Source organism: Agrobacterium sp. SOY23 (assembly GCF_027212525.1).
Classification (GTDB): domain Bacteria; phylum Pseudomonadota; class Alphaproteobacteria; order Rhizobiales; family Rhizobiaceae; genus Agrobacterium; species Agrobacterium tumefaciens_I.
Genome location: NZ_JAPWDT010000003.1, coordinates 116,665 through 131,252 on the forward strand (window position 1 = coordinate 116,665; position 14,588 = coordinate 131,252).

At 61.0% G+C, this 14,588-nt stretch carries 16 protein-coding genes; 8 read left to right on the forward strand and 8 right to left on the reverse strand.

Translation table 11 applies throughout. The annotated features are described in order from the left end of the window. Positions 1-2: 2 nt before the first annotated feature. The gene (locus tag O3S81_RS09445; protein ID WP_269342637.1) at positions 3-1,286 is read left to right on the forward strand and encodes a dihydrolipoamide acetyltransferase family protein; all 1,284 of its coding nucleotides are present in this window, start codon (positions 3-5) and stop codon (positions 1,284-1,286) included. 266 nt (positions 1,287-1,552) lie between these two features. After that, complete coding sequence (gene gpmI, locus O3S81_RS09450; RefSeq protein ID WP_269342639.1) at positions 1,553-3,070, forward strand: 2,3-bisphosphoglycerate-independent phosphoglycerate mutase; 1,518 nt, start codon at positions 1,553-1,555, stop codon at positions 3,068-3,070. A gap of 68 nt (positions 3,071-3,138) precedes the next feature. Here the strand turns inward: gpmI and O3S81_RS09455 are convergent, their stop codons facing one another. From O3S81_RS09455 to O3S81_RS09485, 7 genes are all read right to left on the reverse strand, one after another. Next, a complete protein-coding gene (locus tag O3S81_RS09455) occupies positions 3,139-3,576 on the reverse strand; it encodes a YeeE/YedE family protein (RefSeq protein WP_269342640.1) in 438 nt (145 codons plus the stop codon). Next, complete coding sequence (locus tag O3S81_RS09460) at positions 3,573-3,980, reverse strand: YeeE/YedE family protein (protein ID WP_269342641.1); 408 nt, start codon at positions 3,978-3,980, stop codon at positions 3,573-3,575. Before O3S81_RS09460 ends, O3S81_RS09455 begins: the two co-directional genes overlap by 4 nt. Next, positions 3,977-4,330 (reverse strand): sulfite-sensing transcriptional repressor BigR, encoded by a 354-nt coding sequence (bigR, locus tag O3S81_RS09465; protein WP_269342642.1) that lies wholly within the window; start codon positions 4,328-4,330, stop codon positions 3,977-3,979. The genes O3S81_RS09460 and bigR overlap by 4 nt, the downstream gene beginning before the upstream one ends. Beyond that, entirely contained in the window at positions 4,324-5,619 is a 1,296-nt protein-coding gene (gene blh / locus O3S81_RS09470; RefSeq protein WP_269342644.1) for a bifunctional sulfur transferase/dioxygenase Blh, read from the reverse strand. Before blh ends, bigR begins: the two co-directional genes overlap by 7 nt. Before the next feature lie 181 nt (positions 5,620-5,800). Next, the gene (locus tag O3S81_RS09475) at positions 5,801-6,286 is read right to left on the reverse strand and encodes a hypothetical protein (RefSeq protein ID WP_269342646.1); all 486 of its coding nucleotides are present in this window, start codon (positions 6,284-6,286) and stop codon (positions 5,801-5,803) included. A gap of 11 nt (positions 6,287-6,297) precedes the next feature. Continuing rightward, complete coding sequence (locus tag O3S81_RS09480; RefSeq protein ID WP_269342649.1) at positions 6,298-7,089, reverse strand: SDR family NAD(P)-dependent oxidoreductase; 792 nt, start codon at positions 7,087-7,089, stop codon at positions 6,298-6,300. A 26-nt stretch (positions 7,090-7,115) separates the two neighbouring features. Beyond that, complete coding sequence (locus tag O3S81_RS09485) at positions 7,116-7,943, reverse strand: alpha/beta fold hydrolase (protein WP_269342651.1); 828 nt, start codon at positions 7,941-7,943, stop codon at positions 7,116-7,118. Positions 7,944-8,071: 128 nt separating this feature from the next. On the opposite strand from O3S81_RS09485, the gene O3S81_RS09490 reads away from it, so the two are divergent. Beyond that, on the forward strand, positions 8,072-9,055 hold the full coding sequence (locus O3S81_RS09490) for a GlxA family transcriptional regulator (RefSeq protein ID WP_269342653.1): 984 nt from the start codon (positions 8,072-8,074) through the stop codon (positions 9,053-9,055). A 101-nt stretch (positions 9,056-9,156) separates the two neighbouring features. Continuing rightward, entirely contained in the window at positions 9,157-9,885 is a 729-nt protein-coding gene (locus O3S81_RS09495) for a FadR/GntR family transcriptional regulator (RefSeq protein WP_269342655.1), read from the forward strand. A gap of 27 nt (positions 9,886-9,912) precedes the next feature. Here the strand turns inward: O3S81_RS09495 and O3S81_RS09500 are convergent, their stop codons facing one another. Next, positions 9,913-10,548 carry a LysE family translocator gene (locus tag O3S81_RS09500; protein ID WP_269342657.1) on the reverse strand — a complete coding sequence of 212 codons (636 nt, stop codon included), beginning with the start codon at positions 10,546-10,548 and terminating at the stop codon, positions 9,913-9,915. 300 nt (positions 10,549-10,848) lie between these two features. Here O3S81_RS09500 and O3S81_RS09505 point away from each other — a divergent pair, with 300 nt between their 5' ends. From O3S81_RS09505 to O3S81_RS09520, 4 genes are read left to right on the forward strand one after another with little or no spacing between them, the layout of a single operon-like run. Beyond that, positions 10,849-11,871: an ABC transporter permease gene (locus tag O3S81_RS09505; protein WP_080829574.1), complete on the forward strand. Its 1,023-nt coding sequence runs from the start codon at positions 10,849-10,851 to the stop codon at positions 11,869-11,871. Next, positions 11,871-12,758, forward strand: a complete 888-nt coding sequence (locus O3S81_RS09510; protein WP_269342659.1) for an ABC transporter permease — start codon at positions 11,871-11,873, stop codon at positions 12,756-12,758. Before O3S81_RS09505 ends, O3S81_RS09510 begins: the two co-directional genes overlap by 1 nt. A 4-nt stretch (positions 12,759-12,762) precedes the next feature. Next, on the forward strand, positions 12,763-13,599 hold the full coding sequence (locus tag O3S81_RS09515) for an ABC transporter ATP-binding protein (RefSeq protein ID WP_269342661.1): 837 nt from the start codon (positions 12,763-12,765) through the stop codon (positions 13,597-13,599). Further along, positions 13,599-14,357 carry an ABC transporter ATP-binding protein gene (locus O3S81_RS09520; protein ID WP_269342662.1) on the forward strand — a complete coding sequence of 253 codons (759 nt, stop codon included), beginning with the start codon at positions 13,599-13,601 and terminating at the stop codon, positions 14,355-14,357. Before O3S81_RS09515 ends, O3S81_RS09520 begins: the two co-directional genes overlap by 1 nt. Positions 14,358-14,588: the final 231 nt, after the last annotated feature.

Consider the following 14,588-nt stretch of genomic DNA (forward strand, 5'->3'; position numbering starts at 1 on the left):
TCATGGCGGAATATGTTCTTACCATGCCTGATGTCGGTGAAGGTGTGGCGGAAGCCGAACTGGTGGAATGGAACGTCAAACCGGGCGATATCGTCCACGAAGACATGGTGCTCGCCGCGGTGATGACGGACAAGGCGACGGTGGAAATCCCCTCGCCGGTGGCGGGTGTCGTCACCTGGCTGGCCGTGACGGTCGGAAACACGGTGCCGGTCAAAGCACCGCTGGTCCGTATCGAAACCGATGCCGCTGCCGCGGCCGTCGTTCTCAATGGCAGCGTGCCGGAGGCGGAAGCCCCTACCCAGATGCCGGAAGCGGAAGCGCCCGCCGACATGACGGACGCGCCGCCACCCGTTGAAACCCAGCCGGCGGCGCGCCCGGCCGAGAAGGCCCCGCCGACGCCCGCAGCGGAGCTGCACCATAAACCGCTGGCATCCCCCGCCGTCCGCCAGCGCGCCGACGATCTCGATATCGATCTCACCAAGGTCAAGGGGACCGGGCCGGACGGCCATGTCACCCATGCGGATCTCGACGGGTTTTTAACCGTGCGGGGCCGGCCCGAACGTCCCGAGACTATCGTGTCCCACGATAGCGCGGTCGAGGAAGTGAAGGTAACGGGGCTGCGGCGCAAGATCGCCGAGAAGATGGTGCTTTCCGCTTCCCGGATTCCCCACATCACCTATGTCGAGGAAATCGACGTGACGGATCTGGAGGATCTGCGCGCGACGATGAACGGCAACCGCCGTTCCGGACAGCCGAAGCTGACGATCCTGCCGTTTTTGATGCGGGCGCTGGTGAAAGCCGTGGCCGATCATCCCGGCATGAATGCCACCTTCGATGACGACAAGGGCATCGTCAGCCACTATGAAGCGGTTCATATCGGCATCGCCACGCAAACGCCGGCGGGCCTGACGGTTCCGGTCGTGCGCCACACGGAAACGCTCGGTCTCTGGGACTGTGCGGAGGAGGTTGCGCGCGTCGCGGAAGCCGCCCGCACCGGCACAGCCCATAGGGAAGAATTGATGGGCTCCACCATCACCATCAGTTCGCTGGGCGCTTTGGGCGGTGTCGTTTCGACGCCGATCATCAACCATCCGGAGGTGGCGATCATCGGTGTCAACAAGATCGTGACGCGGCCGGTCTGGGACGGCACGCGTTTCGTGCCGCGCAAGATGATGAACCTGTCGTCGAGCTTCGATCACCGGGTCGTCGATGGCTGGGATGCGGCGGTCTTCATTCAGGCCGTCAAGGCGTTGCTGGAGAAGCCGGCGCTGATTTTCATCGAGTGAGAGGCCGTTCTTGATCGATGCGCTTAATGCCCTCATTCCCGTGACAAACACAGGAATGGGGGAGGTGGAGCATCGAGCGGATGATGGTCGTTTTCGACCTTCATGGAACTGTTTCGCTGTCGGTATAGGCTTGCGTTCGTCATCTTCGGGTATAGAAGAGAAGAACGAGAAGCATGTTTTCTCATCATGATCATAGTGGCGGACGAGGGCGCTCCGGTGCCCGGCGGTCCGCTGTCCGCCGGCAACCGAATGAAGAAGGTCCTCCCATGCGCACTCCCAAACCCGTTGTCCTGACTATTCTCGATGGCTGGGGGCTGAGTGAGGATACATCCAGCAATGCGCCGGTGCTGGCGAACACGCCCACCATGGACCGGCTTTTCGCCACCTGCCCGAATGCGAGGCTGACCACATTCGGCCCGAAAGTCGGTCTGCCCACCGGGCAGATGGGCAATTCCGAAGTCGGCCACACCAATATCGGCGCCGGCCGCATCGTCGCGATGGATCTCGGCCAGATCGATCTGGCAATCGAGGATGGCAGCTTTTTCCGCAATGCCGCGATGCTCGATTTCGCTGCCAAGGTAAAGGCTGCGGGCGGCGTGGCGCATCTGATGTGTGTCGTGTCCGATGGCGGCGTCCATGGCCATATTCTTCACGGCCAGGCGGCGGTGAGGCTGATGATCAGCCATGGGCTGAAAGTTATCGTGCATGCCATCACCGATGGCCGTGATGTCGCGCCGCAATCGGCTGAAGATTTTGTGGCGGCACTGGTGGCAAGCCTGCCGCAGGGGGCAAGCATCGGCACGGTGATCGGCCGTTATTATGCGATGGACCGCGACAATCGCTGGGAGCGTGTCGAGAAAGCCTATGATGCCATGGTTCTGGCGAAAGGCGAACACGCGCGGGATGCGGTGAGTGCCGTTGCGCAGAGCTATAAAAACAACGTCACCGATGAATTCATCCTGCCGACGGTGATCGATGGTTATGAAGGGTTCAAGGCCGGTGATGGGCTGTTCTGCCTGAATTTCCGCGCCGACCGTGCGCGTGAAATCCTGCTCGCCATCGGCGCGAATGATTTTGACGGTTTTGCGCGTGAAAAGCCCGTCCTTTCGGCGCTGCTGGGCATGGTGGAATATTCCACTCGCCACAATGATTTCATGACAACGGCTTACCCCAAGCGCGATATCGTCAATACGCTCGGCGCCTGGGTGGCGAAGCAGGGGCTCACGCAGTTCCGCCTCGCCGAAACGGAAAAATATCCGCATGTCACCTTCTTCCTGAATGGTGGCAAGGAAGAGCCGGAAGTGGGTGAAGACCGCTTCATGCCGAAATCGCCAAAGGTCGCGACCTATGACCTGCAGCCGGAAATGAGCGCTGCCGAGGTCACGGAAAAATTCGTCGAGGTGATCGGCAAGGGTTATGACCTGATTGTCACCAATTACGCCAATCCTGACATGGTCGGCCATACTGGCGATCTGCAGGCGGCGATCAAGGCCTGCGAAGCCGTGGATCGCGGGCTTGCTGCGGTCGTTGCCGCTCTGGAGAAAGTGGGCGGCGCGATGCTGGTGATTGCCGACCACGGCAATTGCGAAACCATGGTCGACCCCGTCACCGGCGGCCCGCACACGGCCCACACGACCAACCCGGTACCGGTCATCCTGTTTGGTGGCCCGGAAGGCGCAAAGGTGCATGACGGCATTCTCGCCGATGTGGCGCCCACCCTGCTGCAATTGATGAATGTGCCGTTGCCCCCGGAAATGACGGGCAAGAGCCTGATCGACCTGTAATCAAACGCGGTCGCGCGGATGTTTTGCCCGCGCGACCGTTCGTTTTGTCCATCGAGCAAGCGTCGGCGTTATGGCTCTTTTGCGTAGAGCCGGTCGTGAACGAGCATGCCGGCGATCATGGCGCAGACGAAGAGGATGACGGGCATAAGCCCTAGGGCGAAAGCCGAGAGTGCCGGGCCGGGGCAGAAACCGGCAAGCCCCCAGCCCAGGCCGAAAATCGCCGAACCGACGATGAGCGGCCGGTCGATGCGGGTTTTCGCGGGCAGGCTGAAATCTTCGGCGAGGATCGGTCTGGTTAGCAAACGGCTGAGCAGGACGCCCGGCACGGCCACCATGATCGCGCCGCCGAGAACGAAGATCAGGCTCGGATCCCAATGGCCGCTCGCCACATCGAGAAAACCTGAAACGCGGGCCGGATCGACCATGCCGGAGAGCGAGAGGCCGAAGCCGAACAGCGCCCCGGCGGCGAGCGCCAGGATAAGGCGCGCCATGACCGGATGTTTCATGACAGGGCTCCCATTATCGTTGCGGCACAAATGCCGGTGATCAGGAAGGTCGCCGTGGCGGCGATCGAGCGGTGGGAAAATCGCGCCAGCCCCATGATGCCGTGACCGGATGTGCAACCGGAGCCCATGCGTGTGCCGAAACCCACCAATAGCCCGGCAATGACGACCAGCGGCCATGACGTTGCCATGGTGACGGCGGGAAGCCGGCCGAAGGCGACGGCATAAAGGTAAGGTCCGGCCAGCAAGCCGACCACGAAAGCGAGATCGGCCAGGCGCCGCTCCCTGCCGAGCGCCTTGCCCAGAATGCCGCTGATGCCGGCGATGCGGCCGTTGAACAGGAACAGCAGAATGCTGGCGAGACCGAGCAGCATGCCGCCGAAAAGAGAAGGCCAGTAGAGCGTCATGGGTTTTCCTCCGGCGCGCAGAAAATGGCATAAAGAGCCTCTATCAGCCGCGCCGCCTTGTCTTCCGCCAGCCGGTAGAAGATTTGTTTGGCCTCGCGCCGCGTTTCGACGACGCCGGCTTCCCGCAACACACCGAGTTGCTGGGAGAGCGTCGGCTGGCGGATATCCAGCTTGGCTTCCAATTCGCCGACGGAAAATTCCCCCTGCGCCAGCGTGCAGGCGAGCATCAGCCGGGCGGGATGGGCCAGCGTCTTTAAAAGTATAGCAACTTCGACGGCGCGCTCTTCCATGGCGGGAAGGGGAATTTCGCTGACATGCGGTGCTTTTTCCAGCGTGTTCTCCCTCACCATATGCTGCCCTCCAGCACATCGAGCGGGAATTTCAGATAGCGCTTGCCGTTCGCCTCCGGCTCCGGCAGGCGGCCGCCGCGAATATTGACCTGCAGGGCGTGGAGAATGAGCTTCGGCATGGGCAGTGTGCGATCCCGCGCTTCCCTGAGACGGATGAAGCCCTCCTCCGTCATGCCGGCCAGATGCGGATTGCTGCGCTTTTGTTCGCCCACCGTGCTTTCCCATTTCGGGGCGCGGCCGCCGGGCTGATAATCATGGCCGGTGAAAAGCCGTGTATCGTCGGGAAGGGCGAGAATGTCCTGAAGCGATGCCCAAAGCTCTCTGGCGCTGCCACCCGGGAAATCGGCGCGAGCGGTGCCGGAGTCCGGCATGAAAAGCGTATCGTGCACAAAGGCGGCATCACCCACCACATAGGTCACGGAAGCCAGCGTATGGCCGGGTGAAAACAGCACGCGGGCCTCCAGCGAACCGATGCTGAACCGATCGCCGGCCTCGAACAACCGGTCCCATTGCGAACCGTCGGTCTCGAGATCAGGCCAATTGTATTTTTCCTGCCAGAGCTTCTGCACGCCCGTGACCCTGGCGCCGATGGCCGTCTTTGCGCCAGTCTTCTGCTTCAGATAATGGGCGGCGGAAAAATGGTCGGCATGGGGATGGGTATCGAGTATCCATTCCACCGAAAGCCCCCGGCTCTTCACATAATCCAGAATGGCATCGGCATTCATCGTTCCGGTCGCGCCGGATTTTTCATCGAAATCATAAACCGGATCGATGATGGCGCAGCCGCCGGTCGCGGGGTCGGAAACGACATATTGCACGCTCCAGGTGCGTGGATCGAAGAATGCCTTGACGTGTGGCACGGCCGCGGCCCGCCGTGCCAGCCAGCGCGTGGCGCCGGAAAGGTCAAAACCATGTGTCTTGCCGAAAGCCTCGATATCCTCCGGCTGCACGCGCCCGTCGAGCGCTTCGCCGAGAACATAAAGCGTCAATGCCCGGGTGCCGCCCTTGCAATGAGCGAAAACGGGACCTTTGGCCTCGGCCATCTTCTGCTGAAAGGCGCGGATATCGGCCTCGGTGATGGTGGGGCCACTGACCGGGATGAAGCCGTAATCCATATCGGCAGCGCCGGCGGCGCTTTTTTCCTGCGCATTGCCCGGTTGGTCGGGCTCTTCGCCATCGGGTCGGGCATTGATGATGCTTTTAAAGCCCTGAGCGGAGAGCGATGGGAAATCGGCAATCGCCGGCTGGCCCGCGACTGTCAGATGCTCGTTGATCTTCACGGCATTCATCAGCATCTCCTGTTGTTGTAAATTAATATATAATATTATATAATGTATATTGTTTTCCCGCAAGGGGTGGAGAGCGTTTTGTGCCGAATGGCCTTCTGCCTGGCACGCAAAGACGCCTTGTGCCCGAAACTATTCTGGCACAAGGCGTTTTCCCGGAAGCCGGCGCGAATTCCGGCGTGCTTCAGACGGCCAGCCTGCGGCGGGTGGCCTTCCAGCCAAGACAGATTGCCGCAATAAGCAGGACCGTCTGGGCGACGACGAAGGGCGGTTCGTTGCCGTTCGGGGCAAGGTTGTTGAGGGTTTCGACCTTGAGGAAGGCCTGAACGATCAGCACGAACATGTTGAGATAAAGGCTGATCGTGGCGGTGATCGTATAAATGATGCGCGCCCTGCCGTTGAGGCCATATCCGTAAAGCGCGACCAGCGCGATCGCCAGAACGAGGGTCGAGATGATGCCGACACCAAGTGCCGGGGTGAAATTCCCGATGGGAAACAGGAAGCCGGTGAGTGTGGTGGCGAGCGTGGTGACGAGAAAAACCGCCATCATGCGCGGCATCCACCGCCCCGCCGCATAAGCGGGCAGGGCGATCAGTCCGGTTGCAATGCCGATGAAGCTCAGGCCCACATGCAGTGCCGTGAATTGGGGAATGGTCAGTCCAAGGATCATGATACGTCCCTCTATTCGGTTTTGCCTGCACGATACCGGCTGGCGGCAAGTGCATGCGACAGATTGGGCCTCAACGCCGCGCGCGCTGCAAGGAAATTTTCGAGATCGGCCGTATCCGGCAGGGAAGGAATGGTCAGCGTCTCGCCAAGATCGAGGCCGGCAAGGGCCGCATCCACCATCTCGTGAACATCCATGACCATAGCCGCCGGAATGGCCTCGAGCCTTTCCTCTTCCCAGATTGCCGTGCGGGTGATGCCGGGCAGGACGGCCTGAACCCGCACGCCGGAAGGCGAAAGTTGCGCCTGCAGCGCCTCGGTGAAGGCGAGCACGAAGGCCTTTGTGGCCGGATAGACGGCGGTAAACGCCGCCGGCATCAGTGCCGTGACCGAGGTGATGTTGATGATCGTACCTTTGCCTTCGACGGCAAGGCGGGGCGCGATGGCCGCCGCAAGCCGGGTGACGGCAAGAATGTTGAGGTTGATCATCGTCGTCACATAGGCCGGGTCCAGCGCCGTGATCCCACCTTCCCCGGCAATGCCGGCGTTGTTGACAAGGCCGGTGATGTGCCGGTCGTCGCGCAGCCGGGCCTCGACCTTTTCGAGGTCCTCCGCCCTGGAAAGATCGGCACTGAGAACCTCGACAGCGATGCCGTGGTCCTTTTCCAACTGCGCTGCCAATGCCTTCAGCTTCTCGGCGCGCCGCGCCACGAGGATGAGATCGTGGCCGCGCCTTGCGAGGCGTTCGGCATAAACGGCACCGATACCATCGGATGCGCCGGTGATGAGAAACGTATTCTGTGTCATGTCCTTGGCTCCGCTATCTCTTGGTTTCAGGCGTTGATGAAGGTGAGGAGGTCAGCGTTGAACCGGTCCTGATGGGTTTGCGTCAGGCCATGGTCGGCGCCCTCGTAGATTTTGAGGACGGCGTGTTTGACGATCTTGACCGTGGAGAGCGCTGAAGCGCCGACCGGCACGATCTGGTCGTCATCGCCATGCAGCACCAGCGTCGGCTTGTCGAAGGCCTTCAGGTCCTGGTGAAAATCGCTTTCCGAGAAGGCGCGAATGCTGTCGAGCTGGCCCTTGAGACCGCCCATCATGCCCTCCCGCCAGAATTCCTCACGAATGCCTTCCGAAATCACCGCACCTTCGCGGTTGTAGCCGTAGAAGGGAATGGTCAGGTCCTTGAAGAACTGGCTGCGATTGTCATAGGTGCCCTTGCGGATGCCATCGAAGACATCGATCGGCAGGCCGATTGTATTGCTTTCCGTCTTCAGCATCAGCGGTGGCACCGCACCGATGAGGGCGATCTTGGCAACGCGGGCCGTGCCGTGGCGGCCAACATAACGGGTGACTTCGCCACCGCCGGTGGAATGGCCGACCAGAATAATGTCGTGAAGATCGAGCTGTTCGATCAGCTCTGCCAGGTCGTCGGCATATTGATCCATGGTATTGTTGTGCCAGACCTGATCGGAGCGGCCATGGCTGCGGCGATCATGGGCGATGGTGCGGAAACCGTGATTGGCGAAGAACACCATCTGCGCATCCCAGGTATCGGCGCTGAGCGGCCAGCCATGGGAAAAGATGATGGGCTGGCCGTCCTTCGGGCCCCAGTCCTTGTAGAAGATATGTGTTCCGTCTCTGGTGGTGATCGTTGTCATGGCTCTCTCTCCTGTTGCAGGGAGCTTGCTTGCGTCCCGTGGGAATAGAGATACTCTGGAGGCAGCCGGGGCTGGATTGGCGCTTCTGACAGAAAACGAGCCAAAACTGACAAAACAGGGGAATGGGCATGGCGGGTGTAACGGGAAGTGCGCTGGAAGTCGGTCTGGTTCTCTATCGGGACTGTCAGGTGGCCATGGTGCATGGCATTACCGATCTTTTCGCCATCGCATCGGTATTTTCGCAGGATCGCGGCGGGCCGAAATTGCGGGTCAGCCACTGGAGCATGGGCGAGGGCGGTGAATTCTCCCGCTGTCATGATACCGATCCAGGTCCGGGGCAGCCCGATATCTTCGTTGTGCCCGGCCGTTTGACCGGACCCGCCGAAATCGAGGAGGCCGAGCCTTATGCCCGCTGGCTGCTGGACAGGCATGCGCAGGGCGCGACGCTGGCCGCCAGTTGCGGCGGCTCCTTCATGATCGCCGCGACCGGGCTTCTGGCCACCCGCCCGGCCACGACCCACTGGCTGTTTGCCGAACGGTTTCGCGAGCGTTTTCCCGATGTGCGGCTGGAAATAGACAAGATCGTCATCGAAGACGGCGACATCATCACCGCCGGCGGGCTGATGGCATGGACCGATCTTGGCCTGCGCATTGTCGACCGGCTGCTCGGCCCTTCGGTCATGATCGAGACCGGTAAATTCCTGCTGATCGACCCTTCCGGGCGGGAACAGCGCCATTATAGCAGTTTCGCACCGAGGCTGACGCATGGCGACGAGCCGATCCTGAAAGTGCAGCACTGGTTGCAGGCACGTGCCGGGCGTGCGACGAGTGTGACCGACATGGCCGGCCATGCCGGGCTGGAGGAGCGAACCTTCCTGCGTCGCTTCAAGGCGGCGACCAACATGAAGCCCATCGAATATGTCCAGCATCTGCGGGTCGGCAAGGCGAGGGAACTTCTGGAATTCACCCGCCGTTCGGTCGACCAGATCGCCTGGTCGGTGGGTTATGAGGATGCGGCGGCCTTCCGTCGCGTGTTTCACCGCATTCTCGGGCTTTCGCCAGGTGAATATAGAAGCCGCTTTTCCAGCAGCTCGGCCATGGCGGCTGCCTGAGCCTCACCCGCGGCTTCGACAGCGCCGACGCCGACGCTGGCCCTTGCAATGTGGCGGGTGTTTGCTAACATGCCAGACAGGTTTGAAACAGGTGGGCCGGAATGGACGTTGAAAGCAGCACCAAGCAAGTATCGCTTGCGGCGAAAATCAGTTCGGCCTTGCGGCGGGATCTGGCGGAAGGTGTGTTCCGCCCCGGTGACCGGCTTCCGAGCGAAAGCGAATTGACGCGGGAATATTCCGTTAGCCGCACGGTTGTGCGCGAGGCCATCGCCATTCTTCGCGCCGATGGCCTGGTGGAAGCCCGCAAGGGGGCAGGGGTTTTTGCCGTGGAGGCGAAACCGGCCAAGGAAGTGCCTTTCAACGATCTGGCGGTGGGGCGGATTTCCTCTGTCATCGAACTCCTGGAATTGCGCACGGTGTTTGAGGTCGAATCCGCCGGCCTTGCGGCCTCGCGCCGTTCCGCCGTGCAGGTGGAAGCGATTGTCGATGCGCATCGGCGCGTGGGGGACTGTCTTTCCGCAGGTTTGCCGACGCGGGACGCGGATTTCGAATTCCACCTGGCCATTGCGCAGGCGACCCAGAACCGGCGGTTTCCTGAGTTTCTCCAGCTTATCCGCTCCGGCATCATTCCCCGTGGCGAATTGCAGGGTGCTGCACCCGGATCGCGTCCCAAGGACTACAATCTGCATCTCCAGGAGGAGCATGCGAGGATCGTCGATGCCATCATCGAGGGGGACGCGGATGCTGCGCGTCAACATATGGCGGCGCATCTGCGCGGCAGTCTTGAACGCTACAAGGTGCTCCTGCGTTCCCGCACCACGGCCGAGTGAGGCGGAAATAGCAGAAACGGCAATGGCTTATGCGCTGGCCCGTCGGTAAAGGGCAAGGGAAGCGGCGAGCGTCAGCAACGCGCCGCCGCAGATGCGGTCGAGCCACAGGGCGCCGGACTTGCGCAAAATCCTGACCGCCTGCGCACCCAGCAGCGCGTATCCGAACATCACCATGAAATCGATGCCGGCAAAGACCAGCGCAAGCACGGCATATTGCTGGATTTGCGGCGCGGCGGGATCGATGAATTGCGGCAGGAAGGCTGAAAAGAACAGATATCCCTTGGGGTTGGTCACGGCGACGAGAAAGCTTTTCAGAAAGATCGAGCGCGCCGATGCGGCCCCGTTCACTTCTGCCGAGCCAAGAGCGCCGTCAAGCGTTCCTCTTGAGCGCAAAAGCATGATGCCGAGGAAAACCAGGTAACAAACACCCACCCATTTGACGACGCCGAACCAGAATTCCGAGGCGGCGAGGAGAGCCCCCAATCCCAGCGCAACCGCGCCGATCAGGACGAAATCGGAAAGGACAGCGCCAGCCATGCCGATCATGGCGCGACGCACGCCGAATTTCGAGCCATTGGCAAGCGCGAGCAAAACGGTGGGGCCGGGTGTCGCAATGCCGATAAAGGCGACCACGGCAAAGGCCAGAAGTGTCACGTCGATCATATTTTCCTCCCCCCCCGAGGTGGCTGACATTATCGCCGCAAGCTTCCATGTCCGCCTCTTGTGAAGCGGGAGAATACAGGCTTTTCGATTTGCGGCAATGCGGGTGATTTTTCTGTGAAACAAGGGTGCCGCAACCGCGGCCCGAAACAGCGCGGTGCATGCATTTCGCTGCCACTGGCACTATCGATTTTGGCGGCACATGCTTGACAGCCTCCAACACCTGTGACAACTTGCGAATAGTTGTCAGACAGGATTGTGCCTTCATCACTTGCGCAGTCGATCTCTGGCAAGGGAGGAATCATGTCAAGAAGACGCCTTTCGCTGTATGGCCTCTCCGGCCAGATCGGAAGCATTGCGGTTACGCTGCTTGGATTGCTGCTGCTGACCTTTTTTATCGGTCGCCTGATGCCCGCCGATCCGGTGCGGGCTATCGTCGGCGAGGACGCAACCCGCGAAACCTATGAACAGGTCTATCATGCGCTCGGTTTCGATCGGCCGCTGTGGCAGCAGTTCATCTATTATCTCGGTGATGTCTTCACCGGCGATTTCGGAACCTCGATCCGCACCGGCCGTCCGGTTATCGAGGATATCATCCGGGTTATGCCGGCCACGATGGAACTTGCGACCTTCGCCATCCTGATCGGCGCCGGCCTCGGCATTCCCATGGGCGTTTATGCCGCCGTGAACAAAGACCGCTGGCAGGACCATCTGGTGCGCGTGCTCAGCCTGTTCGGCCATTCCATGCCGATCTTCTGGACCGGCATGATCGCGCTGATCGTTTTTTACGCCCATCTCGGCCTTGTCGGCGGGGGCGGCCGCATGGACCAGTTCTATATCGGTCTGGTGGAGGAGCGGACTGGTTTTCTGCTGATCGACAGCCTGCTTGCCGGCGATATGGAAGTGTTCTGGTCGGCCATCAACCACCTCATCCTTCCCGCCGCCCTGCTCGGTTATTCCTCCTCGGCCTATATCACCCGCATGACGCGCAGCTTCATGCTGGACCAGCTCGGCCAGGAATATGTGACGACCGCCCGCGTCAAGGGTCTGTCGCAGCGGCAGACGGTGTGGCTGCATGCTTTCGGCAATATCCGCGTGCAGCTCGTCACCATCATCGCCCTTGCCTATGGTTCGCTGCTGGAAGGGGCGGTGCTTATTGAGACCGTCTTCGCCTGGCCGGGTTTCGGGCAATATCTCACCAGCAATCTTATCATTGGGGATATGAATGCCGTGATGACCTGCGTGCTCATCGTCGGTGTCATCTTCATCGGGCTCAATCTCCTGTCCGACATTCTCTACCGCTTTTTCGATCCGAGGACCCGCTGATGACGGCTCGTGCAGAAACCTCCTTCCGCCTTCCGGTGCCCCTGAACGCGCTGAAGAACATCATTGTCTTTCTGCTGAAAAGCCCGACATCGGCTTTCGGCCTGGCTGTCCTGCTGCTCCTCGTCATCGCCGCGATTTTCGCGCCCTGGCTTGCGACGCACGACCCCTATGCGCAGGATCTCGCCAACACGCTGAAGGCGCCGGGTAATGGCCACGTCTTCGGCACGGATGAGCTGGGACGCGATATCTACAGCCGCCTTCTCTGGGGCGCACGCATCACGCTCACCATCATCTCGCTGGTATCAATCATCGTTGGCCCCGTCGGCCTTCTGGTCGGCACGGCATCCGGTTATCTCGGCGGCAAGTTCGATACGGTGATGATGCGCATCACGGATATCTTCCTGTCTTTCCCCAGCCTCATCCTGTCGCTCGCCTTCGTCGCAGCACTCGGGCCGAGCCTCAACAATGCGATCATCGCCATTGCGCTCACCTCCTGGCCGCCGATCGCGCGTCTTGCCCGCGCCGAAGCCATGACCTTCCGCAAAGCGGATTACATTGCCGCCGCACGGCTTCAGGGGGCGTCGCCGCTGCGCATCATCGTCAAATCGATCATGCCCATGTGCCTGCCATCGGTTCTCATTCGCCTGACGCTGAACATGGCGACCGTCATCCTCACCGCCGCCGGCCTCGGTTTCCTCGGTCTCGGCGCGCAGCCGCCGCTGCCGGAATGGGGGGCGATGATCGCCACCGGCCGGCGTTACATGCTGGACAGTTGGTGGCTGGTGACCTTCCCCGGCATCGCGATCCTCTCCGTCAGCCTTGCCTTCAACCTTTTAGGCGATGGGTTGCGGGATGCGCTCGATCCGAAGCAGATGAACCGGAGATAGGACCATGGAAAAACCAATCCTTGACGTCGAAAATCTTCGCATCCGTTATGGTGGCTCGCCCACCGAGGCCGTGCGCGGCATCTCCTTCACGCTTGGCCGGGAACGGCTCGGCATCGTCGGTGAAAGCGGTTCGGGAAAATCCACTGTCGGTCGCGCGCTGCTGCGCCTCCTGCCATCGGCGACGATCACTGCGGACAGGCTGGATTTCGATGGCCTCGATCTTCTCTCCCTCGATGAGAAGGAGATGCTGAAGGTTCGCGGCCGGCGCATGTCGATGATCCTTCAGGATCCGAAATTCTCCCTCAATCCCATCCGCCGTGTCGGCGATCAGGTGGCGGAAACCTATCTGCGCCACTTCAAGGTTTCGAAGACCGAAGCCCGGGAAAAGGCGCTGGCCATGCTCGATGCGGTGAAAATCCGCGATGCGGAGCGTGTCTATGAGCAATATCCGCATGAAATCTCCGGCGGCATGGGCCAGCGTGTCATGATCGCGATGATGCTGCTTGCCGATCCCGATCTTGTCATTGCCGATGAACCGACCTCGGCGCTGGATGTGACGGTGCGGTTGCAGGTACTGAATATTCTCGATGGTCTGGTGCGTGATCGCGGCATCGGCCTCATCATGATCAGCCACGACCTTAATCTGGTGCGGAATTTCTGCGACCGGGTGCTCATCATGTATTCCGGCCGGGTGGTGGAAACGCTGGCGGCGCGTGATCTCGATCAGGCGCAGCATCCCTATACGCGCGGCCTTCTGGCGGCGCAGCCGCGTATCGGCGGCACACGCGCGCCGCTTGCGGTGCTGGATCGCCGCCCCGAATGGCTGGAGGAGAACGTATAATGGCCGTTTCCGTCGAAACCCGCGATCTCTCCATCACCTTCGGCAGCGGCCATACGGCGCTGAAAGTGCTGCCTTCGGTATCCTTCCGCGTCGAGCCGGGCGAATGTTTCGGTCTGGTCGGCGAAAGCGGCTCGGGCAAATCCACCGTGCTTCGCTGCGTCTCCATGCTCAATGATTTCTGGACGGGCGACATCCTCATCGACGGCAGGTCGGTGCGTGACATGCCGCTGATCGAGCGGTGCCGCACGCTGCAGATGGTGTTTCAGGACCCCTATGGTTCGCTGCATCCGCGCCAGTCGGTGCGCACCGTGCTTTCGGAATCGCTTGCGATCCACAGGCTCGACGACCGTGAAGAGCGTATGCGCAAGGTCATCACCGATGTCGGCCTGCCCGTGTCGTTTCTGGACCGCTTTCCGCATCAGCTTTCCGGCGGCCAGCGGCAGCGCGTGGCGATTGCGAGGGCGCTGATCCTCGAACCGTCGCTGCTTCTGCTCGATGAGCCGACCTCGGCGCTCGACGTTTCGGTGCAGGCGGAAATTCTCAATCTGTTGCAGCGCCTGCGCGAAGAGCGCGGCTTCACCTATATCATGGTGACGCATGATCTCGCCGTAGTCGATCACATGTGCGACCGCTTCGCGGTGATGCTGCGCGGTGAAATCACCGAAATCCTGCCGCGCGAGGCCATCGCCGGCAATGGCGCGACGCATGCCTATGCGCGCGAACTGATCGGCGCCTCGCTGGAATATGAAGGCGTATGACGGCTCCCAAACGTGAGCGTCCTACTCCGGGGCGTTGCGGATAATAACATCCTCCTTGCTTGCCCGGCCTCCCTGCCGGGCATTTTTTTGTGATGATGCCGAGCGTTGGTAGAAAAAGAAAAGGCGCGGGGTTAGCCGCGCCTCAGGGATTACAGACGAAATTCCACTACCATATTCGCTTCCCCCGCCGTCATCCTCGCCCTTGAGGCGAGGATCCATAAGCGGTTGAAG